20 protein-coding genes are annotated in these 25,537 nt (G+C 70.6%); 15 read left to right on the top strand and 5 right to left on the bottom strand.

Features of this window, described 5'->3' with window-relative positions; genetic code table 11:
• Nucleotides 1-155 precede the first annotated feature (155 nt).
• Complete coding sequence (locus OG379_RS35080; RefSeq protein ID WP_405667216.1) at nucleotides 156-1,049, bottom strand: helix-turn-helix transcriptional regulator; 894 nt, start codon at nucleotides 1,047-1,049, stop codon at nucleotides 156-158.
• A 222-nt stretch (nucleotides 1,050-1,271) separates the two neighbouring features.
• Between OG379_RS35080 and OG379_RS35075 the strand changes: the two genes are divergently transcribed.
• The 14 genes from OG379_RS35075 to OG379_RS35010 all read left to right on the top strand — a co-directional run bounded on the left by OG379_RS35075 (nucleotide 1,272) and on the right by OG379_RS35010 (nucleotide 15,709).
• Nucleotides 1,272-2,288 (top strand): zinc-dependent alcohol dehydrogenase family protein, encoded by a 1,017-nt coding sequence (locus tag OG379_RS35075; RefSeq protein ID WP_405667214.1) that lies wholly within the window; start codon nucleotides 1,272-1,274, stop codon nucleotides 2,286-2,288.
• A gap of 30 nt (nucleotides 2,289-2,318) precedes the next feature.
• A complete protein-coding gene (locus OG379_RS35070) occupies nucleotides 2,319-2,729 on the top strand; it encodes a cupin domain-containing protein (protein ID WP_405667212.1) in 411 nt (136 codons plus the stop codon).
• Between the two features lie 186 nt (nucleotides 2,730-2,915).
• Nucleotides 2,916-3,263, top strand: coding sequence for a cyclophilin-like fold protein (locus tag OG379_RS35065; RefSeq protein WP_405667210.1), 348 nt, complete (start codon nucleotides 2,916-2,918; stop codon nucleotides 3,261-3,263).
• Between the two features lie 53 nt (nucleotides 3,264-3,316).
• Entirely contained in the window at nucleotides 3,317-4,576 is a 1,260-nt protein-coding gene (locus tag OG379_RS35060; protein WP_405667209.1) for an MFS transporter, read from the top strand.
• A 36-nt stretch (nucleotides 4,577-4,612) separates the two neighbouring features.
• Nucleotides 4,613-5,380: an SDR family NAD(P)-dependent oxidoreductase gene (locus OG379_RS35055; protein ID WP_405667208.1), complete on the top strand. Its 768-nt coding sequence runs from the start codon at nucleotides 4,613-4,615 to the stop codon at nucleotides 5,378-5,380.
• 162 nt (nucleotides 5,381-5,542) lie between these two features.
• The gene (locus OG379_RS35050) at nucleotides 5,543-6,190 is read left to right on the top strand and encodes a (2Fe-2S)-binding protein (protein WP_405668762.1); all 648 of its coding nucleotides are present in this window, start codon (nucleotides 5,543-5,545) and stop codon (nucleotides 6,188-6,190) included.
• A 12-nt stretch (nucleotides 6,191-6,202) separates the two neighbouring features.
• On the top strand, nucleotides 6,203-7,183 hold the full coding sequence (locus tag OG379_RS35045; RefSeq protein WP_405667207.1) for an FAD binding domain-containing protein: 981 nt from the start codon (nucleotides 6,203-6,205) through the stop codon (nucleotides 7,181-7,183).
• Nucleotides 7,180-9,378 carry a xanthine dehydrogenase family protein molybdopterin-binding subunit gene (locus OG379_RS35040; RefSeq protein WP_405667206.1) on the top strand — a complete coding sequence of 733 codons (2,199 nt, stop codon included), beginning with the start codon at nucleotides 7,180-7,182 and terminating at the stop codon, nucleotides 9,376-9,378. Before OG379_RS35045 ends, OG379_RS35040 begins: the two co-directional genes overlap by 4 nt.
• A 151-nt stretch (nucleotides 9,379-9,529) precedes the next feature.
• Nucleotides 9,530-10,846: an XdhC family protein gene (locus OG379_RS35035; RefSeq protein WP_405667205.1), complete on the top strand. Its 1,317-nt coding sequence runs from the start codon at nucleotides 9,530-9,532 to the stop codon at nucleotides 10,844-10,846.
• A gap of 116 nt (nucleotides 10,847-10,962) precedes the next feature.
• Complete coding sequence (locus OG379_RS35030; protein ID WP_405667203.1) at nucleotides 10,963-11,628, top strand: SDR family NAD(P)-dependent oxidoreductase; 666 nt, start codon at nucleotides 10,963-10,965, stop codon at nucleotides 11,626-11,628.
• Nucleotides 11,625-12,152 (top strand): cyclophilin-like fold protein, encoded by a 528-nt coding sequence (locus OG379_RS35025; protein ID WP_405667201.1) that lies wholly within the window; start codon nucleotides 11,625-11,627, stop codon nucleotides 12,150-12,152. The genes OG379_RS35030 and OG379_RS35025 overlap by 4 nt, the downstream gene beginning before the upstream one ends.
• Before the next feature lie 244 nt (nucleotides 12,153-12,396).
• Nucleotides 12,397-13,137 carry an SDR family NAD(P)-dependent oxidoreductase gene (locus OG379_RS35020; protein WP_405667200.1) on the top strand — a complete coding sequence of 247 codons (741 nt, stop codon included), beginning with the start codon at nucleotides 12,397-12,399 and terminating at the stop codon, nucleotides 13,135-13,137.
• 438 nt (nucleotides 13,138-13,575) lie between these two features.
• Entirely contained in the window at nucleotides 13,576-14,526 is a 951-nt protein-coding gene (locus OG379_RS35015) for an aldo/keto reductase family oxidoreductase (RefSeq protein ID WP_405667198.1), read from the top strand.
• Nucleotides 14,527-14,938: 412 nt separating this feature from the next.
• On the top strand, nucleotides 14,939-15,709 hold the full coding sequence (locus OG379_RS35010; RefSeq protein ID WP_405667197.1) for a glucose 1-dehydrogenase: 771 nt from the start codon (nucleotides 14,939-14,941) through the stop codon (nucleotides 15,707-15,709).
• Nucleotides 15,710-16,612: 903 nt separating this feature from the next.
• On the opposite strand, the gene OG379_RS35005 is transcribed toward OG379_RS35010, so the two are convergent.
• Complete coding sequence (locus OG379_RS35005; RefSeq protein WP_405667196.1) at nucleotides 16,613-17,662, bottom strand: hypothetical protein; 1,050 nt, start codon at nucleotides 17,660-17,662, stop codon at nucleotides 16,613-16,615.
• 80 nt (nucleotides 17,663-17,742) lie between these two features.
• On the opposite strand from OG379_RS35005, the gene OG379_RS35000 reads away from it, so the two are divergent.
• On the top strand, nucleotides 17,743-18,126 hold the full coding sequence (locus OG379_RS35000) for a hypothetical protein (RefSeq protein ID WP_405667194.1): 384 nt from the start codon (nucleotides 17,743-17,745) through the stop codon (nucleotides 18,124-18,126).
• 107 nt (nucleotides 18,127-18,233) lie between these two features.
• Here OG379_RS35000 and OG379_RS34995 read toward each other — a convergent pair whose 3' ends face one another.
• Genes OG379_RS34995 through OG379_RS34985 form a run of 3 tightly spaced genes read right to left on the bottom strand, consistent with a single transcriptional unit; the run spans nucleotide 18,234 to nucleotide 25,456 of the window.
• The gene (locus OG379_RS34995; RefSeq protein WP_405667193.1) at nucleotides 18,234-19,589 is read right to left on the bottom strand and encodes a protein kinase domain-containing protein; all 1,356 of its coding nucleotides are present in this window, start codon (nucleotides 19,587-19,589) and stop codon (nucleotides 18,234-18,236) included.
• Nucleotides 19,586-21,910 carry an AAA family ATPase gene (locus OG379_RS34990; protein ID WP_405667192.1) on the bottom strand — a complete coding sequence of 775 codons (2,325 nt, stop codon included), beginning with the start codon at nucleotides 21,908-21,910 and terminating at the stop codon, nucleotides 19,586-19,588. The genes OG379_RS34995 and OG379_RS34990 overlap by 4 nt, the downstream gene beginning before the upstream one ends.
• Nucleotides 21,911-21,940: 30 nt before the next feature.
• Nucleotides 21,941-25,456, bottom strand: coding sequence for a protein kinase domain-containing protein (locus OG379_RS34985; RefSeq protein WP_405667191.1), 3,516 nt, complete (start codon nucleotides 25,454-25,456; stop codon nucleotides 21,941-21,943).
• Between the last annotated feature and the right edge of the window lie 81 nt (nucleotides 25,457-25,537).

Here is a 25,537-nt window from a genome sequence, read left to right as displayed (position 1 = left end):
GGCCAGCGCACTGTCCACCCCGATCATCGACCAGTCGACCCGGCCGGCGAGATCCGCGCCGGCCTGGGCCCCGCGGCTACTGAAAGCGCCACGCAGGTCCCACGGGGAGTGGAAGGTCTGTGCACCGCCCCCTGGCCGGCTTGGCGCCGTCGCGGTCAGTTGGCTGCAGATCGCTCTGCATCCGGGTCGGCTTCCTGAGTGGCGGCCCAGGTGGCGAGGAGGCGCAGTCCCTCTTCGGAGGGCGAGCCGGGCTCGGCGGTGTAGATGGTGAGGGTGAGGCCGGGAGCAGCGGCCATCTCCAGGCCCTCGAAGGCCAGGGAGAGGCCGCCGACGGCGTGGTGGTGGAAGTGCTTGGTGCCGGTGCCATGGTGGCGGACGTTGTGCGCCCCCCACCGGGTACGGAACTCGTCACTGCGGGTGCACAGCTCCCCAACCAGGTCGTGAAGGTCCTTGTCGTGAGGGTTGCGGCCTGCTTCCGCGCGCACGATGGCGACGGTGATGTCGGCGAAGGAGTCCCAGCCCGGGTAGAAGCGGCGGGAGGCGGGGTCGAGGAAGGTGAAGCGGGCCAGGTTCTGCCGGTTGCCGGGCGTGGCGTAGACGTCGGTGTAGAAGGCACGGAAGAGCTGATTGGCGGCGAGGATGTCCATCCTGCCGTTGCGGACGAACGCCGGTCCCGCGGTGATCGCGTCCAGGGTCCATTGCCGGCTGCGGTGCGGTGCCCACTGCCGGGTGGCGGCACGGTGGCGGGGGCGGGTGAGGGCGTCGGAGCCGTCGGCGGCCTGGGCCAGGTTCACCATGTGGGCACGCTCGGCGTCATCGAGTTGCAGGGCGCGGGCGAGGGCTTCGAGGACGGCCGGGGAGACGCCGGCGAGGTTGCCGCGCTCCAGTTTCGAGTAGTACTCCACGCTCATGTCGGCCAGGGCCGCGACCTCGCTGCGGCGCAGGCCCGGCACCCTGCGCCGGGACCCGGAAGGCAGTCCGGCCTGGTCAGGGGTGATCTTTGCGCGCCGCGAGGTGAGGAACTCGCGGACCTCCTCACGGTTGTCCATGCCTTCGACGGTACGTCCCGCACGCGGCCATAGGGATGTACTGGCAGTACACCCCTTGTCAGTGACTCGCTCCGCGCGTGAAGCGGGGGTTACCTGGAAGGCGTGGTGCTTCGCCTCCTCGCCATCACAGCGAGAACGGCGGAGCCCCGTGCCCGGCCCGGGTGGTCCGCCCACCCTGATTCGAGTGCGCACCCTGTACCCGGTAACGCAAAGGAACCTCTCATGCGTGGTGCTGTGATTCACGCTCCCGGCGACATCCGCTTCGAGACTATGAAGGACCCCAAGATCGAGAATCCGACCGATGCGGTCATCCGCACGGCGGTGACCTGTGTGTGCGGGTCGGACCTGTGGCCGTACCGGGGGGCGGAACCGACGGAGCACGCCCATCCAATGGGCCACGAGTACGTCGGCTTCGTGGAGGAGGTCGGGTCCGAGGTCACCTCGGTCAAGCCAGGCCAGTTCGTGATCGGCTCGTTCGCGACTTCCGACAACACCTGTGCGAACTGCCGCAACGGGTTCCAGTCGAACTGCTTGAACCGCGAGTTCATGTCCACCTGCCAGGCCGACTATGTCCGCATTCCCAACGCGCAAGGCACCCTGGTGGCCACCGACGGTGTGCCGGACCAGCGGTTCTGGCCGGGATTGCTGGCGGTCTCGGACGTGATGGGCACCGGCTGGTGGGCAGCGGAGGCCGCCGAGGTCAAGCCCGGCTCGACCGCCGTGGTGGTCGGTGACGGCGCGGTGGGCCTGTGCGCGGTGATCGCCGCGAAGGAAATGGGCGCGGAGCGGATCATCGCCATGTCCCGCCACGAGAGCCGGCAGAAGCTCGCCCGGGAGTTCGGCGCGACCGACATCGTCGCCGAGCGCGGCGAGGAAGGCGTGGCCCGGATCAAGGAGATGACCGGCGGGATCGGCGCGGACAGCGTCCTGGAGTGCGTCGGCACCGCCCAGTCCATGCAGCAGGCCCTCCAGTCGGCCCGCCCGGGTGGCAACGTCGGCTTCGTCGGCGTCCCCCACGAGGTCGCCGTCGACGGGCAGGAACTGTTCTTCTCCCACGTCGGCCTGCGCGGCGGCCCCGCCCCCGTACGCCGCTACCTTCCCGACCTGATCGACCGCGTCCTCACCGGCGCGATCGACCCGGGCAAGGTCTTCGACCTCACCCTCCCCCTCGACCAGGTCGCCGAAGGCTACAAGGCCATGGACGAACGCCGCGCCATCAAGACCCTCCTCACCCCCTGACCTGCCCCGCCAACCGAAAGAGGAGCATCCGTGCGGATCACCCGCAGCTCGATCGACACCGCCGAGGGGCCGACCGACTGGTTCACCGGCGACGTCTACATCGACGCCGTCGCCGCGGCCCCCGCCCCCTCCCGGGTCACCGCCAACCTGGTGCACTTCATGCCGGGCGCGCGCACCCACTGGCACCGTCACCCCTTGGGCCAGACCGTCTTCGTCACCGAGGGCGTCGGCCTGTGCCAGCGCCGGGGCGGTCCGGTGGAAGTCATCCGGCCCGGCGATCGCGTCCTCTTCGAGGCTGAGGAGGAGCACTGGCACGGTGCCGCGGCGAACCGGCTGATGGTCCACCTAGCCATCAACGAGGGCGACGACGACCACGACGTCGTGCACTGGCTGGACCCCGTCACCGACGAGGAGTACGCCGCAGCCCCGGCCAGCAGCTGAACCCGGGCCCCTGGTTCAGGTCGCCAAGGCGCTGCACGGCCACGGACGAAGGCTTCGTCGTGAAGACCCTTCCCGTGATCCCACGCCTCCCTTGCCTGGGGCGATGCGGCCCGTGTCCGCCCCGGCGTCCGGGCAGCCGCAGACCTCGGCGTCAGCAAGCGCGTCCCATCAGACAGGAGCACTCGGGTGTACATCCGCGTCACCATCGACGGCCGGCCGGTCGACGCGACCCTGAACGACAGCCCCGCCGCCCGCGACCTCGCCTCCCTGCTCCCGCTCACCCTGGACCTGGAGGACTTCCACGGAACCGAGCGGATCGCCGACCCACCGAGGAAGCTGACCACCGAGGACGCCCCCGAACCGGCCGCGGCCAAGGTCGGTGACATCGCCTACTTCGCACCGTGGGGCAACCTCGCCATCTTCTACAAGGCCGGCCCCTCCGCCTCCGTAGATCTGCTGGTCCTCGGCCACATCGACGCCGACGCCGACCAGCTGTCAGGGGCCGACCGCATCACCATCGAAGCCGCCCCCTGACCTCACCCGCCACCCGAGTCCATCCATCTCCTCGTACGGGAAGAAGTTTTCGCATGCCCTCCGCCACCGGGTCCGCCCCCGGCCGCCTGCCCTTCGTCGTCTGGGTGCTCGCCGCCGGCACGTTCCTGATGGGCACCACCGAGTTCGTCATCGCCGGACTACTGCCCGAGATGGCCACCGACCTGAACGTGAGCGTGTCGCACGCCGGTCTTCTGATCACCGCGTTCGCCGTCGGCATGATCGTCGGCGGGCCCACCATGGCCATGGCCACCCTGCGCCTGCCCCAGCGCCACACCCTCATCGGAGCACTCGCCGTCTTCGCTCTCGGGCACGCCGTCGCCGCGCTCAGCACCTCCTTCACCCTCGTGCTCACCGCCCGCGTGGTAACCGCCCTGGCCACCGGAGCGTTCTGGGCCGTCGGCTTCGTCATCGCCACCACCACCGCCGGACCCGCTCGCGCCACGCGGGCCGTCGGCGCCATGATGGGCGGCCTCACGCTGGCCAACGTGATCGGTGTGCCGATCGGCTCATTCGTCGGCCACTACACCGGCTGGCGCGGCCCGTTCTGGGCGCTGGCCGTCCTCGCCGCACTGGCCGCCGCGTTCGTCGGCCGGTTCATCCCCCGTACCGGACAGCGCGCCGAGGTGTCGGTGCGAGCCGAGGTCCGGGCCCTCAAGCAGGGACGGCTCTGGCTGGCGCTCGGCGCAGCCGTGCTGATCATGGGCGGGGTCCTGGCGACGTACACCTACATCACGCCGCTGCTGACCGACCGGGCAGGCATCCCGGCAGGTGCCGTACCGCTGGTGTTGATCGCCTTCGGTATCGGTGCGCTGGGCGGCACCGCCATCGGCGGGCGTCTCGGGGACCGCCGCCCCATGGTCACGACGATCACCGCGGCGGCGGCCACCTCCCTCATCCTGCTGGCCCTGATCCCGGCCTCGAACAGTCCGGTGGCCGCCGTGGTCCTGATCTTCGGCATGGCCCTGGCCGGCTTCACCGTCAACCCGGTCGTCACCTCCCTCGCCGTCCGCTTCGCGGGCGATGCCCCCACCCTCACCTCGGCGCTGACCACCTCCGGCTACAACACCGGCATCGCCGCCGGTTCTCTCGTTGCGGGCCGGGCCCTGGACTCCTCGCTCGGCCTGACCGGACCGGCCCTGGTCGGCGCCGTCTTCGCCGCGCTCACCCTGCTGCCTCTGATCGCCCTCGCGCTGCGCGGCACCGGCGGCCCCTCGCGGATCGTCGCCCGCCACACCACCGATGCTGACGAACCGCGGCAGACAGCTGACGCCACCACGACGACCGCACGCTGACACCGCCTCCGTACACCTTCGTTGGGAGCAACCGCCATGACCCCCACCTACGACTTCACCGGCCAGGTCGCTTTCGTCACCGGAGCCTCCTCCGGCATGGGGTTGGCCGCCGCTCGCGCCTTCGCCGAAGCAGGCGCCGCCGTGGGCCTCGCCGACATCAACGAGGACGCCGTCAACGCCGCCGCCAAGCAGCTCGCCGACGGCGGCCACCGAGTGCTCGCTCTGGTCTGCGACGTCACCGACGAGGGCCAGGTCGCCGCCGCCGTCGACCGCACGGTCGAAACCTTCGGACGGCTCGACATGGCCTACAACAACGCCAGGATCATGCCTCCGCCCACCGATGCCGCCGACGAGAGCGCGGAGCAGTTCGACCGCGTCCAGGGCATCAACCTGCGGGGCATCTGGGCGAGCGTGAAGCACGAACTGCGCCACATGCGGGAGCAGGGAAGCGGCGCGATCGTCAACTGCTCCTCGCTCGGCGGCCTCGTCGGCAACCCCGGCCGCGCCGCCTACCACGCCACCAAGCACGGGGTGATCGGTCTGACCAAGAGCGCCGCCCTCGAATACGGCTCCCGCGGAGTCCGGATCAATGCCGTCTGTCCCGGCACGATCAGCACCCCGATGGTCGATGCCATGGTCGAAGGCGGAGAACTCGACCGCGGCCAGGCCGAAGCGGGCCAGGCCATCGACCGGCTCGGCACCGCCGACGAGATCGCCCAGGCCGTCCTGTGGTTGTGCAGTGACGGCGCGAGCTACGTCACCGGCATCGCCCTCCCCGTCGACGGCGGCTACACCGCCCAGTAACCCGCTCCCGGGCCGGGTACGACACGACGTCCGGACCCAGCTCTCCTACGAACCGAACCCTCGTACGTCTCCTGGCCGCCAGGAGGCCATCGGGCCATGCCCTCCCGCACGGGCGCCACCGCTGTGCTGCTGACCCTGTCCACGACGCGAAGGTCTCCCCACATGCCCACCGAACCCGTCCCGCAAGAACCCCTCGCCGTACCCGCCGAGCCGCACTCGCGCGTAGCGCCGACCCGGCGCACCTTCATAGCCACCGGCACGGCCGTCGGGACCGCCGTGGTCGCCGGTACCGTCCTCGGCACCGACCTGCTGTCCGAGTCCGGAGCGGCAGCCGCCCCTTCGGCGCCCACCGGCCGTCTCACCGTGACGGTCAACGGCACCCGCCACACTGTGACGGTCGACAACCGCACCTCGCTGCTGGACCTGCTGCGCGAGCACCTGGATCTGACCGGGGCGAAGAAGGGCTGCGACGCCGGTGCGTGCGGGGCCTGCACCGTCCTGGTCGACGGACGCCGGCAGAATGCCTGTCTCACCCTCGCGGTCCGGCTGGAGGACGCGGAAGTCACCACGATCGAGGGTCTGGCCGACGGCGACCGCCTCCATCCCTTGCAGCAGGCGTTCATCGACGAGGACGCCTTCCAGTGCGGCTACTGCACACCCGGTCAGATCGTCTCCGGTGTCGGCTGCATAAAGGAAGGCCACACCCACTCGCCGGAGGAGATCCGGGAGTGGATGAGCGGCAACATCTGCCGCTGCGGCTGCTACGTCAAGATCGTGCGCGCGGTGGAACAAGCCGCGGGCCGGAAGTGAGGGCCCGGCATCATGTATCCCTTTGACTACACCCGTGTCTCCGACACGGAAGAGGCCCTCACCGCGGGCCGTCGCGGTGGCCGCTACATCGCCGGGGGCACCACCCTGGTCGACCTGATGCGCGAGACCGTCGAGCGCCCCGGGACCGTGGTCGACATCAGCGGACTGCCGCTGGACGAGGTCACCGCCACCGAACGCGGCGGCCTGCGCATCGGCGCCCTGGTGACCATGTCGGACGCCGCCGCCCACCCCAAGGTGCGCACCCTGTTCCCTGTGGTCTCCCAGGCCCTGGAGCTGAGCGCGTCGGCGCAGCTGCGGAACATGGCCACCATAGGCGGGAACATCATGCAGCGGACCCGCTGCACCTACTTCCGCGACGTGACCGCCGCCTGCAACAAACGCGACCCCGGCTCCGGCTGCGCCGCCCACGAGGGCTACAACCGCTCCCACGCCATCCTCGGCACCTCGGAAGCCTGCGTGGCGACCCACGCCTCCGACGTCGCCGTCGCGTTCGCCGCCCTGGAGGCCCAGGTCCATGTGCTGGGCGCCGACGGGCAGCGGCAGATCCCGTTCGCCGACTTCCTGCTGCGACCCGGCCCCACCCCGAACCGGGAACAGGCGCTGCGCAAGGGTGAACTGATCACGGCGGTGGAGATCCCGGCTCTGCCCCGCCCGCTCGCGTCCGGGTATCTGAAGGTCCGTGACCGGCAGTCCTACGAGTTCGCCCTGACCTCGGCCGCCGTCGCCCTGCACGTACGCGGCGGAATGATCCGCGAGGCAAGGGTCGCGGCCGGCGGCGTGGGCACCGTCCCGTGGAAGCTGCCAGCCGTCGAACAGCATCTCGTCGGCGAACGTCCCTCCGCATCCCTGTGGGCCGCTGCCGCCGCGAAGGCTGCAGACGGGGCCCGCCCACTGCGGCACAACGGGTTCAAGACCGACCTGTTGAAGCGGACCGTCGAACGCCAGCTGCGCATCGTAGGAGGTACGAAGTGAGCCCCCAGCCTCAGGCAGCCGTCGGCGCCCCGCTCTCCCGCGTGGAGGGCCGGCTCAAGGTCACCGGCAATGCCCCTTACGCCGCCGAGCACGACGTCAAGGGCGTCGTCCACGCGGTCATCGTCGACGCGAGCATCGGCCGTGGCCGCATCACCTCCATCGACACCGATGACGCCCTGGCCCAGCCGGGCGTGTTGAAGGTGCTCCACCACGGCAATGCGCCGACACTCCCCTACAAGGACAACCCCGCCTCGAACAACCCGCCGGGTGGGCGCAGGCTGCGGGTCTTCCAGGACGACAGGGTCCTCTTCCACGGACAGCCCGTCGCCGTGGTCGTCGCCACCACCCTGGAGGCGGCGCAGCACGGCGCCAGTCTGGTCAAGGTCGTCTACAACGCACAGAAGCCGTCCACCGACCTGGCGAAGGCGAAGGCGGACAAGCCGACGAAGTACGCGCGTGGTGACGCGGCGGAGGCCCTGCGCTCGGCGCCCGTGCGGATCGACGCGACCTACCAGATGGCGCGCAACCACCACAACGCGATGGAGCCGCACGCCACCATCGCCCGCTGGAGCGGCAACAAGCTGACCGTGTGGGACAAGACGCAGTGGGTGGTCGGCACACAGACCGAATTGTGCACCGTCTTCGGCGTGCCTGCCGACTCCGTGCGGGTGATCTCGCCGTACGTCGGCGGCGCGTTCGGCAGCGGACTGCGCTGCTGGCCGCACACCGTCGTCGCCGCTCTGGCAGCCCGGGAAACACGCCGCCCGGTCAAACTCGTCCTGAAGCGCAGGCAGCAGTACTTCAACACCGGCTTCCGTCCCTCGTACGAGTACCGGCTGAAGCTGGGCAGCAACCGGCAGGGCCGCTTGACGGCGATGGCCCACGAGATGGACGCCGAGACGTCCTCGTACGAGACGTTCACCGAGTCCATCCTGATGCCAGGGCAGATGCTCTACAGCACGCCGAACGTCAGCCAGGCGTACCGGACGGTGCCGCTGGATGTGAACACCCCGCTCTACATGCGCGGCCCCGGCTTCGCCACCGCCTCGTTCGTCATCGAATCGGCCATGGACGAACTCGCCGCCAAGCTCGGCATCGACCCGATCGAGCTGCGCCGCCGCAACGAGCCGTCCGAGGACGAGTCCAAGAACTTGCCGTTCTCCACCCGGCGGCTGCGCGAGTGCTACACCACCGGTGCCCGCCAGTTCGGCTGGGACCAGCGCCGAGCCGAGCCGCGCTCGCGCCGGGAGGGTGACCGGCTGATCGGTATGGGCATGGCCGCCGGCGTCTACGACACCGCCCGCATGCCCGCCCAGGCCCGCATCCGGCTGGACGCTGACGGCACCGCGGTGGTCGAAGCCGCCGCCAGCGACATGGGACCAGGCACCTACACCTCCCAAACGCAGGTCGCCGCCGACGCCCTCGGTCTGACCATGCGCACCGTCACGTTCCGCCTCGGAGACTCCCTCTTCCCGCCGACCCCGCCGCACGGCGGATCGATGACTATGGCGAGCGTCGGCTCCGCCGTTCTCGACGGCTGCAACCAGGTCCGCCGCCAGGCCATCAAGCTGGCCGTCGAAGACCGCCAGTCACCGCTGTACGGGGTGAGTGCCGGGGACGTCGTCGTGCGGGGCGGGCGGCTCCACACCAAGGACAATCCGGTGCGGGGCGAGACGTACAAGAGTCTGCTGACCCGCAACAAACGTTCCCACCTGGAGGCAGAGGGCTCTTACGCCGGGCCCGCGGCGAAGGAGCGGCACTCCTTCTACGCCTACAACGCCACCTTCGCCGAAGTCGCCGTCGACTCGACCCTTGGACTGGTACGCGTGCGGCGCATGCTGGGCGTGTACGACGCGGGCCGCATCATCAGCCCCAAGCTCGCCGAGAGCCAGGCGATCGGCGGTATCACCGGCGGCATCGGCACCGCTCTGCTGGAGCACACCGTCACCGACCACCGTGACGGCCGGATCGTGAACGCGAACCTGGCCGACTACCTGGTGCCCGTCAATGCCGACGTCCCCGACATCCAGGCCATCTACCTGGACGGCGAAGACCGCGAAGCCGACCCGCTCGGTGTCAAAGGGCTCGGCGAAGTCGTCCACGTCGGCGTCGCGCCCGCCATCGCCAACGCCGTCTTCAACGCCACCGGCCGCCGCGTACGCCAACTCCCCATTACCGCCGAAGCACTCCTGTAACCCGTGCACCCCTGCGGTGCACGCCACTACGTCCGGCAGGCACCAGCCACCCACCGCCTGCCGGACCCCGGGCCGCCGCCGCAACCGTCCCCCCGTCGGACGGCGGCGGCCCGCCCTCAACCACCCACCACGACCCGCGCTTGGAGGGCACATGCTGAACATCGCGGACACACTGCACCGCTGGTACGCCGAGCAACGCCCCTTCGCGCTGGCTACCGTCGTCGGTGTCACCGGCAGCGCTCCGCTGCCCGTGGGCACCTCGGTCGCGGTCGACGCAGACGGCACGGCCATCGGCAGCATCTCCGGCGGATGCGTCGAGGCGGCCGTGTACGAGCTGTGCCGGCAAGTCCTCGAAGACCGCACGGCTCCGCAGCGGGCCTGGTTCGGATACTCCGACGAGGACGCCTTCGCCGTCGGCCTGACCTGCGGCGGCGAACTCGACGTCCACGTGCAGCGCATCGACCCGGCCACGCAGCCGCACCTGGCCACTGTCCTCGCCCGGGTGGTGAACGGCGGGTCCGCGGCCGTGGCACAGGTCGTGGACGGACCCGCTCATCTCCTCGGCGGCCTCCTGGCCCTGGACGGGGACGGCCGGCTGTCCGGCACCGGCCTGGACAAGGACACCAGCCGCGCCGTGACCGGGCACGCCCAGGCGCTGCTGCGGGCCGGGCGTACGGCTCGCAGCCATCTCGTCGGTGACGCCGCGACCTGCCACGAGCAGCTGACCGTCCTGGTGCACGTTGCGGCCACCCGGCCGCGCCTGCTCATCTTCGGCGCCGTCGACTTCGCCGCCGCCCTCGCCCGGGCCGGCCGCCTGCTCGGATACCGGGTCACCGTCTGTGACGCCCGGCCCGTGTTCGCCACGGCCGCCCGCTTCCCCCAGGCGGACGAGGTGGTCGTCGACTGGCCCCACCGCTATCTGGAGCAGACCGCCGTCGACGCCCGCACCGCCATCTGCGTCCTTACCCACGACGCCAAATTCGACATCCCCCTGTTGCGTCTGGCCCTCACCCTGCCCGTCGGCTACGTCGGCGCCATGGGCTCTCGCCGCACCCACAACGAGCGCCTGCGCCTGCTGGACGAGGCCGGCATCACGGCAGGGCAACTGGACGTCCTGCACTCGCCGATCGGCCTCGACCTCGGTGCACGCACGCCCGAGGAGACGGCCGTGTCCATCACGGCGGAGATCATCGCCCACACCAACGGCGCCAGCGGCCTGCCCCTGTCCCAGCGCACCGGCCCCATCCATCGAACGGCACCGCGCCAAGACATAAACCGGCCCACCGGTCAGGACGCGGCGAGCCGCGCCGCCGGCGGCCGCACCGCATCGCAGTTACCCAGCCTCCCCTCCCGGGCCGGCGACACCGTCCGAGTCGCAGTCCCCTCAGCCGGACCGAACTGCGTGCTGCACGACGCCACCCGTGCCCAACCACAAAGCCAGGACGTGTCATCACTACGGCAGCCATAGGTCACGTGGTGCGATAAAAGCCCCGTTCACATGGCTGCTCGCTGCTCCGCCCCGCACCTGACCAGCCGCTGCTATTCACGGCCCTGAAAACACCGGAATCGAAAGAAGGACTCATCATGACGACGCTCGCCCTGATCGGCGCAGGCCCCGGACTCGGCCAGGCCACCGCCCGCCGCTTCGGCCGCGAGGGCTTCTCCCTCGCGCTCATCTCCCGCACCCAGGCCAACGTTGACGCCCTCGCCGCCGAACTCGCCTCCGAGGGCATCACGGCCCGGGGCTACGCCGCGAATGCCCGCGACCCGCGAGCGTTGCACGCCGCCCTCGACGCCGCAGCCGCCGATCTCGGCCCGATCGAGGTGCTCCAGTACAGCCCGGTGCCCGCCAAGGAGTTCATGAAGCCGGTGCTGGAGACCACCCCGGACGACCTCGTCGGTCCCGTCGAGCAGTCGGTGTACGGGCCGGTCACCGCGGTCCAGCACGTCCTGCCCGGCATGCGCGAACTGGGCAGTGGCACGATCCTGCTCATCAACGGCAGCAGCGCCGTCACCCCGAACGGGAACGTGACGGGCACCTCGGTCGCCTTCGCCGCAGAGAGCGCCTACGGTCAGATGCTGCACGACGCCCTCGCCGGTGAGGGCATCCACGTCGCCCAGCTGATCATCCCCCGCGGCATCGGCGGCGGCGAGCCCGACCACGAGCCCGACGCGCTCGCCGACCGCATCTGGTCCCTGCACACCGAGCGCGGCGCGTTCCGCACCTTCGTCGGGGGCGACACCGCATGACAGCGATCTCACGGGGAGCCGTCGCGGCATCGCTCGCAGCCGTCCTGGGCCTGGGCCTGGCGGCGTGCACCCAGGCGTCGGACTCGGGGCCCGAAGGGGGTGCCTCGTCCCCGTCGTCCGCCGCGTCCTCATCGATCTCTCCCTCCTCCTCCACCGACGAACAGGAGGGCACGCCGATCCGGATCAGGATCGGCGATCAGTCGCTGGAGGCAACCGTGTGGGACAACTCCACAGGCCGGGCACTGCTTGAGCAGCTTCCGCTGTCGCTGTCCTTCGAGGACCTCAACGGGCAGGAGAAGGCCGGCCACCTGGACCGCGAGCTGACGATGGACGGGATGCCCGACGGCGACGACCCCCAAGTCGGAGACCTCGGCTACTACGCCCCGTCGGGCAACGTCGTCCTCTACTACGGCGACGTCGGCCGCTGGGACGGCATCGCCCGCATCGGGCGCATCCACGGCAACCTGTCAGTCATCAGCGACCAAGCCGGCGACTTCACCGCCACCCTCGAGGCAGCAAAGTGACCGGCGGCCTCACGCGCGCAGGCGGTCGCTCGGCCCTCCTGCCCGTGAGCCGGTCACGCTGGCGCTGCTGACCTGTTGCACGAGCAGCGGTCCTGGTGACGCCGCCCAGCAGACGTCACCGGCCGTTGCCTCGCAGGCGGCGTCCGCCGTCGACCCCCTCACCGAAGCCTCGAACCGACCCGCCTGAGCTGCGTCACGCACGGCAGGTGAACGCGCAGGCCGCGCACGGAAGGAACCACGCTCCATGTCACTCATCCTGGTCACCGGCGCGTCGAGCGGACTGGGCCTGGCGACAGCGTCCGAGCTCGTGGACCGCGGCCACGACGTCGTCCTGCACGCCCGTAGCTCGGCTCGTCTGGAGGGCCTGGGCGTCAGCGACCGGATGCGCGGCGTCGTGCTCGGCGACCTCGCCCACCCGAACAAGACGGCTGGCGTGGCCGAGCAGGCGAACGCGTTCGGACGCTTCGACGCAGTCATCCACAACGCCGGCACGATGGACGGCCCCGACGTGGTCGCGGTCAACGTCCTGGCCCCCTACCTGCTGACCGCCTCGATGCCGCAGCCGGGCCGGGCCATCTTCCTGTCCAGCTCGATGCACCACTCCGGCCGCCCCGACGTCAATCCCGTGCTCGCCGGCCACGGCGGCTCCTACTCCGACAGCAAGCTGCTCGTCACCGCGCTCGCACTGGCCCTCTCTGCCCGGCACCCACAGTTGCTCTCGCACGCCGTCGACCCCGGCTGGGTGCCGACCCGGATGGGCGGTCCATCCGCGACCGATGACCTCGCCGAGGGGCATAGAACCCAGGCGTGGCTCGCCACCGCCGCAGAGAGCGAGATCGATCCGCGCACCGGCGGATACTGGCACCACCGCTCCGTACGCCAACCGCACCCGGCTGCGCTGGACCCGGTGTTCCATCGGCAGCTCCTCGACGCCCTCCACGCGCGCACAGGGCTCGCCCTGCCCGATGCCGACGGGACGGTATGAACGGCCCTCGCGCCAATGCCCATGCGAGCGTGCACGTGTCCGATACCGTCGCAACGCGGCTCGCCGGCGAGCACGGGGTGTGGCTGGCGACCACCCTCCGCGCTGGAGCATCGCACCTGGTGCCGGTCCGGTTCGTGTTCGACCGATTCGAGGCGACCTGATGGATCTCCGCCGGCGCGGCATCGGTCAAGGTCCGCAACATCCCCGAACGGTCGCAGGTATCCCTCGCGCTGGACGACCTGTCCCCGCTCGCCGCCGAAGGCATCGCTCGCCTCCACCAGGCCCCATTCCCCACTCCGATCACCGAGGCGTTCGCCACCACGTACGAGGGCTGGGACATCACCGAGCCCTACGCACCGGCGACGTCCGGATCCTCGTCGAGGCATCCACCACCCGGTGGCTCCTCGACAGAACCTGAACCACCCACGAGAGGGATCCATGAAGACCGTCCCGTTCGGAACCACCGACACCCAGGTCCCCAACGTCGTCGCGGGCATGATGCGGATCGCGGGCGACAGCGACGAGCAGATCCGCGCCCTGTACACGGCCGCCCGCGAGTCGGGCATCGACTTCTTCGATCACGCCGATCTGTACGGGTTCAAGCATCCTGGCGGCGGACCGCATCTGTGCGAGCGCCGGTTCGCCGAGGCGCTGCAACTGAGCGCGTCGGAGCGCGAACAGATCACCCTGCAGACGAAGACCGGCATCATCGCCGACCCGTGGGGCTACGACCAGTCCTACGAGCACATCGTGACCTCCGCGGAGAAGTCACTGCAGGCACTGGGCACCGACTACCTCGACGTGCTGCTCCTGCACCGTCCCGACGCACTCGTCGAGCCCGAGGAAGTCGCGCGCGCGTTCGACCACCTCGAGACCAGCGGCAAGGTACGCGCATTCGGGGTGTCCAACCACACCCCGCGCCAGATCGACCTGCTGAAAACCGCTGTCACCCAGCCGATCGTCGCCAACCAGGTTCAGCTGTCGATCACCCACTCCACGCTCATCGCGCAAGGCCTGTCGTCCAACATGGCCGGATTCGACGACTCAATCACCCGCGACGGCGGCGGACTCGTCGACCACGCCCGGATCAACAAGATCACCCTCCAGGCGTGGAGCCCATTCCAGAAAGGCTTCCAGGACGGCGTCTTCCTCGGCTCCGAGAACCACCCGGAACTGAACACCGAGCTGGACCACCTCGCCGCCAAATACGACGTCACGCCGACCGCGATCGCCGTCGCATGGATCACCCGCCACCCCGCCGGCATCCAAGTCGTACTCGGCACCACCCAACCCCAGCGCATCCTCGACGCCGCCGCAGGCTCCGACATCCCCATGTCCCGCAGCGAGTGGTACCGGCTCATCCAAGCGGCCGGCCACAACACCCCCTGAACCCGTATCCCGTGCGCGACCTCAACCACGAACAGAAAACCAGGGATCCGCTGCCGCGAACTGTCCACCAAGAGCACCCCGACGGGGCCGACCTCCGGCCGGGTGAGCGCTCCTATTACTCGGCCTGGGGCTCTCGCCCTACCTACTGCGGCAATGCCCCACACGCGGACGGCATCGTCCCCCCGACGGCCACATGGCCGACAACGCCCGCCGGAACCTGGACCGACCCCCGCCGGTTTCGACAGAGCAACCGCGTGGCACCTATCCCCCCTGGCAGCTGAGCCGCGAGGTCCTCAGCCCAGGAAAGCCGGCTGTAGCCGGTGCTGCCCGGTTCCCCTACCGGCAACCACCGGCCGGTCCGCTCAGACCCCTCACGATCCCGCCCCGTACCGCTTTCGCGGAAGGACAACAAATGACCACGCCCCCCGAGGTATACACCGGCAAAGTGGCCTTCGTGACCGGCGCCGCTTCCGGCATCGGCCGGGCCACCGCCCTCGCCTTTGCCCGCGCCGGCGCACAGGTGGCACTGGCCGACCTCTCCGCCGACGGCCTGAAGGAAACCGCCCGGCTCATCGCCGCAGACGGGGGCCACCAGACCCTCACCCTGACCTGTGACGTCACCAGCGAACACGACGTACAGGCAGCGGTGGACAAAGCCGTCGAGGACTTCGGCCGGATCGACGCAGTCTTCAACAACGCCGGCATCGAGCAGCCCGTCAAGCCCACCACCGACATCTCCAAGGACGAATGGGACCGCATCATCGGCGTCAGCCTCACCGGCGTCTTCCTGTGCCTGAAGGCCCAGATCCCCCACATGGTCCGCCAAGGTGGCGGCGCAATCGTCAACGTCTCCTCCGGGGCCGGTGTCAAGGGATTCCAAGGTCAGACCGCCTACGCCGCCGCCAAACACGGCGTCATCGGCCTGACCAAATCCGCCGCCTTGGACTACGCAGCCGACAACGTCCGCATCAACGCCGTCTGCCCTGGCATCATCGACACCGAGATGATCCGCCGCTTCGGCGACACCCGCCCCGGGGGCCGCGAAGGACTCATCGCCGACGAACCCATCGGCCGCCTCGGCAAGCCCGAAGAAGTCGCCTCCGCCGTTCTCTGGCTCTGCTCCGACGGCGGGGCCTTCACCACCGGCACTGCCCTCGTCGTCGACGGCGGCCAGACCACATGACAGCCTAGGAACTCCACCGAAGGGGCCCGCCCATTAGCTGCCTGCGCCGCGCCTTCAGCTCGGGCCTCCCGCCACACAAACCCGGCCAAACAGACGGAGGGCAAAGCAGCCGCACCGTCGCCGTAGGAGGCCACGGGTGAATGCGGTGTAACCAGCAGGCTTGTGGCAGAGCACTGGTGCCATCCTGTGCTGATGGACGTATCCCTGCCCGCCCAACTGTCTGGCGCGAGCGAATCGGAGCGAGACCCAAGCGCTGTTCACCTGCGTGGAGCAGGGATGGGCAGAGTCCGCTTGGTCTCCAGTCCCGCTTCCACGGTTCTCTGCCTGGCAGCTGCTCATGTAGTCGGAGAACGAGACCGCTTGTCGCCTGCCCTTGCACACGGTGGTCCAGCCGCCAAGGACGAGTTGATTAACACCACGAGACCAATAAGCGAAGGCGCCAAAGCTGCAGCGTGCCTGCTGGAGGGCCGAGCCGCCCGCAGTTTGCTGGCCTTCGCTACAGTGCTTGCCGGAGACTGCCACCGACTGGGAGCTTTCCCTCCTACGACCTCGTCCACGAGTTCTTGCCGGCGGACCGGACCCTGAGGCGGCACGCGCCAGTTCGCCTGCCGTGGATCACAGGGCTCGACGACTCTGCCGTCTGAGACCGCCGCCACAGTCAAGAAGGCACGCTGGAGACCTGTGCACCACCGGGACGCTGAAGAGATCAGAGGAGATGGGCGGGGCCACGCTCCCGTCCATCTCACCCGAGAAGCACGCAGCCACACTTGTCTCCGGGGCCAGGCCGCGCAACCAAGGTCCTACGAAAACAGGGGATTGACAGTGAGCACGCCAGGTCCGATCCCGTCGGAGGCTCCCGCGTCCAGGAGCTCCTCCCGGGTCCGCCTGGCGCCTCCTCCGTGCCTACGCCCCCGCCGGAGTCGCCTCCTCCGGGGCGGCACGGGGGACACCCACGTACGGCAGTTCCAGGTGCCGGAGCCCGCGAGGGGTGGACAACTCGCCGAAGTAGACCAACTCGGAGGTGTCCACCTCCAGGGTGATGAGCGCGTCCACCAGCAGGGCCGTGGCCTCGCGGGCATGCTCGCCCCGCTTCTGCGCGCCGCGGAACCGGCGCTGCCACAGGCCGCCGTGGCGCCGCCAGCCGAGACGGGTGAGCCGCTCGGGGTCGGCCAGGTCCGCGAAGTGAGTGAAGGCTTCGACCCGGAGGTCCTCCTCCTCGTTCCAGGCGCTGACAAAGCGGAGCGGGTCGCGGGCGGAGGACAGGTGGAGGGTGAAGGAGCCCGGCAAGGTGGGCACTTGGGCGCACAGCGCCTGCATCACGCCACTAAGCCGCGCCTGGGCGTCCGTCCAGTTCCGCACGGGCTGCGGAGCCTCGGGCGCGCAGGGGCGGGCGGGGGTCGAGCCACGCCACACGTCCGGCTGCCCCGGGCGGGACTCGGTGCCGTGGGCGGTGCGGAGTAGCTGGAGGACTACGCAACCCTCGTCCAGCATGACGGCCACGCTGACGCCCGGCCTGTGCCACACCGCCCGGGGGCCCGGGCCGGCCAGCCAGGTGGGCGGCCCGCCGAGGGCGCGTTCGGTGAGTTCGCGGGCGGTCTGGGCGAAGTGCCATTCGCTGGAGTGGTCATCGTCGTAAGCGATGCCATAGGTGAGGTTGACTTCCAGGCCGAGCACCTGCCTGGGGTCCCCGGACGCCACCGTCAGCACCCCGACGCCCTGACGAGGGCCCTCGGGGGGACGTCCCAGGGTCCAAGCCACCTCCGGGCGCCGCCCCCGGGCCGGGTCCGGAGGGTGCTGCCCAGGGGAGACGGGGAGAAGCTGCCATCCCAGCGTGGCGAGCGCGGCCCGCACTTCCGGCAGCAGCCAGCTGCCCATGTCGAGCGGTATCAGCTCGTCCAGCAAGCTCTGGAACCGTGTCTCCGAGTCCCAGCCCTTGTACCTGTCTGCCGTCATCCTGGTGAGGCTACAGACAGGTACGCTCGACGCGAAGCCGGGTGTGCCGAACAGTGGTTGTCGAAGCGAAGGACAGTGCGGTGGAGCTGAGGACCGTGGGAATGTACCGGGAGATGTACGAGGGCGACCACGGCCACCTGCCGTCGATCTACGAGTCTGTGGCCACGCGGGCGCTGCCCGACCGGGACGCAGTCGTCCGGTATCTCCGCGACGGCCCCGGGGCATTCGACGTGATGGAGGACACTCCGCACCTGCTCGACGAACGGCAGACGATCCCGGGTGGGCCCTCCCTGCACTCCGACGGCGAATGGATCTGGCGGGTCGACTCCATCGAGTACCTGGCGCACCAACCGCTGGAAATACCCGCAGAGTTCGTCGAGCACGTACGGGCGCGGGGCTATCGGCCGCCTACGGCTCTCGACTGGACCGACGAGTTCGATGCCGCTGTGATGCGGTATTTCTGAACTCGGCTTGCCCGGGCATCCCGGAAGCGCCGACGTGATCCCCGCCAGAGTCACACCGCAGCTGGGTGACGAGCGGGCCGACGAACGTCCGGCCAGCACCGAGCCCTTCACACCCGCTCCAGTTCCCGTCTCAGCTCCGCCGCGCTGAGGAAGCCGATCTGCGGCCGCTCCTGGAGTGCGTGGTCGATGATGTCCGCCAGCGCCGGCGGGATACCGGGCTCACGTTTCCGGATCGGCACCGCCGGCTCCTGCAGCACGACCTGCCACGGGTCCTTCGTGGGCGGGAACTCCCTCGGTGTCTTCCCGGTCAGGGCGTTGTACAGGCAGGCGGCCAGGGCCCACACATCCACGGCGGGCTCCGCCCTGCGGAAGTTGACCACCTGCTGGCGTGGCAGGAACATCGGCTTGCCCGCAGTGGCCCCGGTGCGTGTCAGGCCGCTCAGTCCGGCGCGGTCGAAGGCTTTCCCGATGCCGAAGTCCGCGATCTTCGCGGTCATCGTGCCGTCCGGGCGCGGGTGCAGCAGGATGTTGGACGGCGTCAGATCACGGTGGACAACGCCCTGCTGGTGCGCGTGCTCCAGACCGTGCAGGGCCTGCACGGCGAGCGGCACCGCCTCTTCGGCCGACAGGCGCCCCCCACGCCTGACCAGCAGGCGGTCCAGGCTGCCACCGGTGCAGAACTCGGTGGTCAGGTAGAAGGTGCCGTCCGCGAAGCCGGCGTCGTGCAGGGCGACCACGTGCGGGTGCGTCAACGCCCGGGTGAGCGCCACCTCGCGTAGGAAGCGAGCCCGGGCGGTCGCGTTCGCCGCCGTCTTGGGCAGCATCACCTTCAGGGCCACCTCCGCGGCGGTGGACTCGTGCCGCGCCAGGTACACCGCGCCCATGCCGCCCCGGCCGAGCTCGCGGATCACGGTGTAGCCGCGGATCGCCGCGAGATCCTCACGCCCGCCGCGAGCCAGCTCCAGCAGCAGGTTCAGTACGGCGGCCGGCTCCGACTGGCAGGAAGCGCACAGCATTTCGCCGTCACGGCCGTGCACCTTCTCGCCGACGCCCCGGCCGCACTTGGCGCAGGTCACGAGCGCGCGCGTGACCTGCCGTGTGATCCCTACCCGCAGAACGGTCTCGCCGATCCGGATCTCGTCGCCGTCCGCCAGGTCGCGCTCCGGGTAGGAATCTCCCGCCGCCTCGGCGGGGGTGAGTCCGGCGCTCCGCTGCCCGATCTTCTCCCCGTTGACGAACGTGCCATTGAGACTGCCGAAGTCGCGGACACGGATGTCGGGCGGGTTGATGTCGATCAGGCAGTGGTGGCGGGAGACCGTGCGATGGTGGTCGTCGTTCGGCAGGCGCGGCGAACAGTCCGGGGAACGCCCCACAACGCAAGTGGTACGGGCGTCGAAGACGTACTCAGGAGGCTCCAGGCGCCCCTTGACGACCGTGAGCGTGACGGTGGCAGGTGCGGTCATCGTTCTTCCTCCGCTGGGGGCGAATCCACGGGTACGAAGACCAACTCCTGGCCAAGAACGTCAGCGCGTACCCTGGCGCCGTCGGTGACGGTTCCTGTCAGCAGGGCCCGGGCGAGCGGTTGGACCAGTAGACGGTCGACGGCCTGTTCCAGCTTCCTGGCCCCGGCAAGAGCGCCGGAGCTGTGGCGGAGCAGCAGCGCACGGGCGGCGGCAGTGACGGTCAGGTCGACGGCTCGGGGGGAGAGCCGGGCGTCCACCTGGGCGAGCAGCTTGTCCAGCACGGGATCCATCGAGGCGTCCGACAGCGGTGCGAAGACCACCACCTGGGCGATACGGCCGAGGAGTTCGGGCCGCAGCCGCTGCCGGAGCGCGGCCATGACAGCCTCTTTCGCAGAGCGGCGAGGGGTGCCGCCGTTCGGTGCGAAGCCGGCGGGGAACGCGGGGGCCGGGGTGGCCCCCAGGTTCGAGGTGAGGATCACCACGGCTTCGGAAAACGGCACCCGACGCCCCCGGGCGTCCGTCAACTGCCCCTCGTCACAGATCTGCAGAAGGATGTCGAGGATCTCCGGGTGCGCCTTCTCCACCTCGTCGAAAAGTACGACGCTGTGTGGACGGTCGCGGAGCGGGCCGCTCAATTGTCCCTCGCGGTCGTGTCCGAGGTAGCCGGGCGGAGCGCCGAGCAGCCGGGAGATCGAATGACGCTCCTTGTACTCGGACAGATCGATGCGGACCAGACGCCGCTCGTCCGTGAAGAGGAACTCGGCCAGTACCTTGGCCAGTTCGGTCTTTCCGGTTCCGGTCGGCCCGGCGAAGAGCAGTACGCCGACCGGACGCCGCGGGTCACCGAGCCCCGACCGGCCGGTCCGTACCGCTTCGGCCACTGCGCGCACCGCTTCTTCCTGTCCGACGACGCGGCGGCCCAGATGCTCTTCCATCGCCAGGAGCCGTTCCGCTTCTCCCTGCGCCACGTGCTGCAGGGGCAGCCGGGCCCGCTCGGCCACCACCGCGGCGACCTCGTCCCGTCCGACCCGCAGGCTCTCGCCGGCCGGCGCGACGTCGGGGCCGAGGGTGCGGATACGGGCGGCGGCGCACGCCTGGTCGAGGGCGTCGATGGCCTTGTCCGGCAGCCGCTGGTCAGGCAGATGCCGGACGGTGAGGTCGACGGCTGCCTCGAACGACCCTGCCTCGATCCGAACACCGTGGTGTGCCGCCAACGACTCGGCCACACCGGCGAGAATCGCCACGGACTCCGCACGGCCCGGCTCGTCCACCCAGATGACGCCGAAGCGCCGCTGCAACGCCGCGTCGTCCTCGATGTCGCGTCGGTACTCACCGGGCGTGGTGGCACCGATGCAGCGCAGCTCGCCCCGGGCCAGGGCGGGCTTGAGAATGTTGGCGGCGTCACTCGCGCCGCGGCCCCCGGCGTGCAGGACGGTGTGGAGTTCGTCGATGAACAGGACGACGTCGGGCGCGCCGCGGGCCTCCGCCAGCACGGCTTGGAGCCGTTCCTCGAACTCGCCGCGGTACTTCGTGCCCGCCACCAGCGCGGACATGGACAACTCCACGATGCGGACGTCTGCCAGATCGGCGGGAGCGCCGGGAGATACCAGCCGTTGAGCGAGGCCCTCGACGATGCCGGTCTTTCCGGTTCCCGCGTGCCCGACGAGCACGGCGTTCGCCTTGTGCCGGCGCACCAGGGTTCGGGCGAGGGCCCGGAGTTCGTCCCGCCGGCCGATGAGCGGCGGCAGCTTACCCGCGCGGGCGAGCGCACTGAGGTCCCGCCCGTAGTTGTCGAGGAACGGGGTGCCGGTCTGCTTCTCGGCCCGCGCGGGGAAGAAGGCCGCGGGGGCATCCGTGATGCCGTACGCCTCCAGAACCTTCCGCCCCACCGGGGACAGCGCCTCGAGTGCGGCCCGCAGCAGGTTCACGGCATCCACCGCCTCCGGCCCGGCCAGCTCGGTGGCGCGGGCGAACACGCGACGGGCGGCGCGGCCGAGACGGCGTTCACCAGCGGCCCCTGCTTCCGGCGTGGCCCGGGCGGCGAGCGCGTCGCGCAGACTGCGGCGCAGCTCACGCGGGCTGACGCCGGCCTCGTCGAAGTGCTGGTTCACGCGTCGGGCATCGGCCGCGACGGTACGCCGGGCGTCGGCGTCCAGTCGTCCGGGGCCAAGAACCTCCGCGAGGTCGGGCCGGCACAACGAGCCGAGCCCCACCAGCAGATGGTCGGGCTCCGCCTCGGCCGCCCGACCGGCGTGCGCCTCCACGAGCGCCCGCCCCAGGACGAACACGACGCTGTCGGCGTACCTGGCGCCCTCACTCATTGCTGACCGCCGACCACTCGACTCGTGTTGTCATCGCGAAGCCTCCCCTTCTCCTTCCGAAGCAGCGAGTTCCCAGTCGAGTTCCCATTGGTGGACGGCCCCGTCGGCGCTGCCGGAGAGCAGCAGGCGGTCGTCCGGTGTGAGAGCGAGGTCCTGCACCTCCTCGGCATGCCCCTCAAGGGTCCTGATACGGCGCCCGGTGGCCGTCTCCCAGATGTGGACGTACCCTTCGCCGTCCCCCGAGAACGCGAACCGTCCGTCCGAACTCAGCCGCGCCACCCAGACCTCGCGCGGCTCGTCGTCCTCGTCCTCGTCCTTGGCCTTCTCGTCGTCGCGCACCTCACCGAATCCTCGGACGAACCCGCCGTTCACCGCGTCGGTCAGCCAGAGCGTCCAGCCCTCGTGCTCCCCGGCGTTCAGCACGTACCGGCCGTCCGCGCTGAGGCACACCGAGCTGACCCAGGCGCCCGGTTGCGACACGTTGACATGCGTACCGGCGTCGATGTCCCACACCCGCAGAGTGCCGTCGAATTCGGCGGACACCGCCCGCCGCGCGTCGGGGTCGAGCCACACGCTGTTGACCTGGACACCGTGCCCGGGCAGCGTCCGCACGCACTCTCCCTCGGTGATGTCCCACATCCGCAGCCCGGTGTCCACGCAGGCGGCGAGGACGAGCCCGGCCGCGCTGACGGACGCCGTCCCGCGGTCTCCTGTCACGCCGATGCCGCGACGGCCCCGCAGGCCGTCGCGGGGGTCGGTGTCCAGCCGCACCGGCCAGTGTCCCGCCGGCGCCGACCGCATGACGATCTCCCGCCTTCCGCTCGCCACCACCCGCCGTCCGCCGGCCGGCAGTCCGACTCCGCCCGAACCGTCGTCCTCCCACTCCACGATCTGCGCGCCGCTCGCGGTGTCCCACAGGCGGACCACCCCGCCCCCGGCCGCGCACGCGATACGCCCGTCCGCGGAAACCGCCACCGACGACACCGGGGTGAGAGCCCGAAGTGTTCGCGCCGGTCCGACCGATCGCAGACCCGCCCTGGTGGCCGTGGCTCCCATCGTCCGCCACAGGTCCATGGCACGCGGATCGCGTTCGTGACCGGGCACGGCCCTGGCCCGCTTGACCAGGTCCAGCGCCTCGGGGGTGCGGCCGGCGGCGAGCGCCTTCTCGGCCGCCGCCAGGAGCGCCGCAGCCCAGCGGCCGTGCTGGTCCAGATCCACCTGCCTGCGGGGCCGGCCGAGTGCCGGCGCGGCGGTGAACATCCCGGGCGGGTCCCAGCTCAGCCACCGCGCCTCGTCTTCGACGACGACCACCGCCGTGTGACCGCCGACGCTGATCAGCGGGCCCTCGTGGTCGGCCCTGCGCCCGTGGAAGGTCCGCAGACAGCGGCCCTTGTCCAGGTCCCACAGGCGCAGGCGGCGGTCCTCCGCCACCGCGGCGAGGGCGTAGCGTCCGTCGGGACTCAACGTGAGCGTCGTCAAGATCCACCCGGGTCCCGTCATACTGCGCACCAGCCGGCCGCGGTCGATGTCCCACACCTGGATCTCGTGCCGCCGTGGGCCGGCGATCACCGCGAGGACGGCCCGACGCCCGTCGGCGCTGAGCGCCATGGCGTTCACCTGCCGCTTCTCCGGCAGCCTCCACAGACACCGTGCGGTGGCCAGGTCCCAGGCCTGGACCATGTGGTCGAATTTGTCGGATTTCGCGCCGGCCATGGTCAGGGCGCGGCTGCCGTCGGCGCTCAGCTCCAGAGCGGTGAACTCCTCCGTCTGCATCGCCGGGTCGGACGCCTTGTACCACCGGCCGTCCGGGAAGTCCCAGGCGACGAGGCGTCCGTTCAGCACAGCGGCCGCGGTACGTGCGTCGGGGGTCAGCCGCAGCTCGCTGACGCGATGCGGTCGCGGACTTGTGACGCCGGGCCCCCACGGCCCGAGACCGCGCCTCTCCACGAGGTCCCACTGCCGTACGACGCCGTCGGCGTCGGCGGACACGGCCCGGCGGCCGGCGGCGTCGATGTCCAGGGCGACGATCTCCTTGACATGCCCTTCCAGGGCGTGCCGGCACTCCCGACGCGGCAGGTCCCACAACCGGATCCGGCCGTCGCTCCCGCCGGCCAGCAGCGTATTCCCGTCCGCGGACAGGCGCCGTCGAGTCCACCCGACCCTTTCGGGCAGCGCTTCGGTGCGAACCCTGGTCCCCCGGCCGGCCTCCAGCACGCGCCGCAGCGCTGCGGACTCCTGCGCGCCCGGGCGGTCGTGGTCCATCTCGTCCAGGTGCGAGCGGGCGCTGTCGTGGTCACCGCGTTCCAGATGCACCTGGGCCAGCAGATACCGGGCCCACCACGGGTCGGTGCCGGTGTCGGCGCGCAGGCCTTCCAGGCCGGCGATGAACTCGTCGTCCAGGAGGACGCCGCCGCGCCACTGATGCAGCCCGAGGTTGTACGTCGCCGCCAGATGCCGCGGGTCGGCGGCCAAGGACGCCTCGAAGGCCCGCTCGGCCTCCTCCGACCTGCCCAGGTCGAGCAGGGAGAGGGCCCGGTTGTTCAGCTCGTCGGCGCGCAGGTCCGCGGCTGTCGGCACCGGGCGGGGGTACGGGGTGCCGGTCAGCTGCTCGTACAGATCCACCAGTACGCCGGCGACGTCGGCCAGCGAGGCGGGTCTGCGGGCCGGGTCCTGGCGCAGACAGCGCGCGAGCAGAGCGGCCAGCACGTCCGGCATGACGGGCCGGCCGTCCTGGCCGCCCGAGGCGCTCTCCGCCCGGAAATCGGCCAGCGCCTCTTCCGCGGCGGGACCTGCCAGCCACGTCACCTCACCGGTGAACATCTCGAGCACGGAGACGGCGAAGCTGTAGATGTCGCTGCGTCGTCCCACGCGTTCCCCGGCCGCCTGCTCGGGTGAGGCGTAAGCCAGGGTGAGGCCGCCGTGGGTGACGAGGACCGTCCCGCCCGGCCGGTCGACGCCCGTCGGCGAGCCGATGCCCGTGCCGGTGCCCTTGCCGGCCCGGGCCAGGCCGAAGTCGGTGACCTTCACCGTGCCTTCGAGGCCCACCAGCACGTTGCCCGGTTTGACATCCTGGTGCACCAGGCCCCGGCCGTGGGCGTGGTCGAGCCCCCACGCCAGCTGGATCGCGAAGTCGACGATCCTGGCCTGCGCAGCCGCCTCCCCGCTCTCGTACAGCCTGCCGTCCCTGATCCAGTCCGCGATGCTGCCGCCGCCCACGTACTCCGAGAAGACCCGAGGAACGCCGTCGAGCGTCCGGACGTAGTGACAGGCGCACACGTGCGGGTGGAGCCCGAGCGACACCCACGTCTCCGCCTCGGCCACGAACCGGTCGAGGAAGCCGTCCGTGGTGAGTAGTTCGGGGCGCGGGGTCTTCACCGCCAGGAAGATTCTCCACTGCCGGTGCAGCACCCGGTAGACGAGGCCCATCCCGCCCTGCTCGTGCACCCCCCACACCTCGTACTGGCCGTCGATCACGTCGTGGACCTGCCAGCGCCCCGACCCCCCGGCCCAGCCCTGGATCCCGCCCATCGCCCCCGTACCGCCCATTCCCCCGTACCCTCCCTTCGCCGGTGGCCCCTGTCACCGCCCCTGATCAAGAACAACGCGCACCACCGGTCCGCCGTGCCC

This window comes from Streptomyces sp. NBC_01166 (genome assembly GCF_045039765.1).
Classification (GTDB): domain Bacteria; phylum Actinomycetota; class Actinomycetes; order Streptomycetales; family Streptomycetaceae; genus Streptomyces.
Note: the sequence above shows the minus strand (reverse complement) of the source record. Positions and strands in the feature narration are given on the sequence as shown.

Excerpts from the sequence above, each read along its gene's own strand:
- OG379_RS35035 (WP_405667205.1), top strand. The coding sequence starts at position 9,530 with ATGCTGAACATCGCGGACACACTGCACCGCTGGTACGCCGAGCAACGC.
- OG379_RS35055 (WP_405667208.1), top strand. The coding sequence starts at position 4,613 with ATGACCCCCACCTACGACTTCACCGGCCAGGTCGCTTTCGTCACCGGA.
- OG379_RS35025 (WP_405667201.1), top strand. The coding sequence starts at position 11,625 with ATGACAGCGATCTCACGGGGAGCCGTCGCGGCATCGCTCGCAGCCGTC.
- OG379_RS35005 (WP_405667196.1), bottom strand. The coding sequence starts at position 17,662 with ATGACGGCAGACAGGTACAAGGGCTGGGACTCGGAGACACGGTTCCAG.
- OG379_RS35050 (WP_405668762.1), top strand. The coding sequence starts at position 5,543 with ATGCCCACCGAACCCGTCCCGCAAGAACCCCTCGCCGTACCCGCCGAG.
- OG379_RS35060 (WP_405667209.1), top strand. The coding sequence starts at position 3,317 with ATGCCCTCCGCCACCGGGTCCGCCCCCGGCCGCCTGCCCTTCGTCGTC.
- OG379_RS34995 (WP_405667193.1), bottom strand. The coding sequence starts at position 19,589 with ATGACCGCACCTGCCACCGTCACGCTCACGGTCGTCAAGGGGCGCCTG.
- OG379_RS35020 (WP_405667200.1), top strand. The coding sequence starts at position 12,397 with ATGTCACTCATCCTGGTCACCGGCGCGTCGAGCGGACTGGGCCTGGCG.
- OG379_RS35045 (WP_405667207.1), top strand. The coding sequence starts at position 6,203 with ATGTATCCCTTTGACTACACCCGTGTCTCCGACACGGAAGAGGCCCTC.
- OG379_RS35080 (WP_405667216.1), bottom strand. The coding sequence starts at position 1,049 with ATGGACAACCGTGAGGAGGTCCGCGAGTTCCTCACCTCGCGGCGCGCA.
- OG379_RS35010 (WP_405667197.1), top strand. The coding sequence starts at position 14,939 with ATGACCACGCCCCCCGAGGTATACACCGGCAAAGTGGCCTTCGTGACC.
- OG379_RS34985 (WP_405667191.1), bottom strand. The coding sequence starts at position 25,456 with ATGGGCGGTACGGGGGCGATGGGCGGGATCCAGGGCTGGGCCGGGGGG.
- OG379_RS35030 (WP_405667203.1), top strand. The coding sequence starts at position 10,963 with ATGACGACGCTCGCCCTGATCGGCGCAGGCCCCGGACTCGGCCAGGCC.
- OG379_RS35075 (WP_405667214.1), top strand. The coding sequence starts at position 1,272 with ATGCGTGGTGCTGTGATTCACGCTCCCGGCGACATCCGCTTCGAGACT.
- OG379_RS34990 (WP_405667192.1), bottom strand. The coding sequence starts at position 21,910 with ATGAGTGAGGGCGCCAGGTACGCCGACAGCGTCGTGTTCGTCCTGGGG.
- OG379_RS35015 (WP_405667198.1), top strand. The coding sequence starts at position 13,576 with ATGAAGACCGTCCCGTTCGGAACCACCGACACCCAGGTCCCCAACGTC.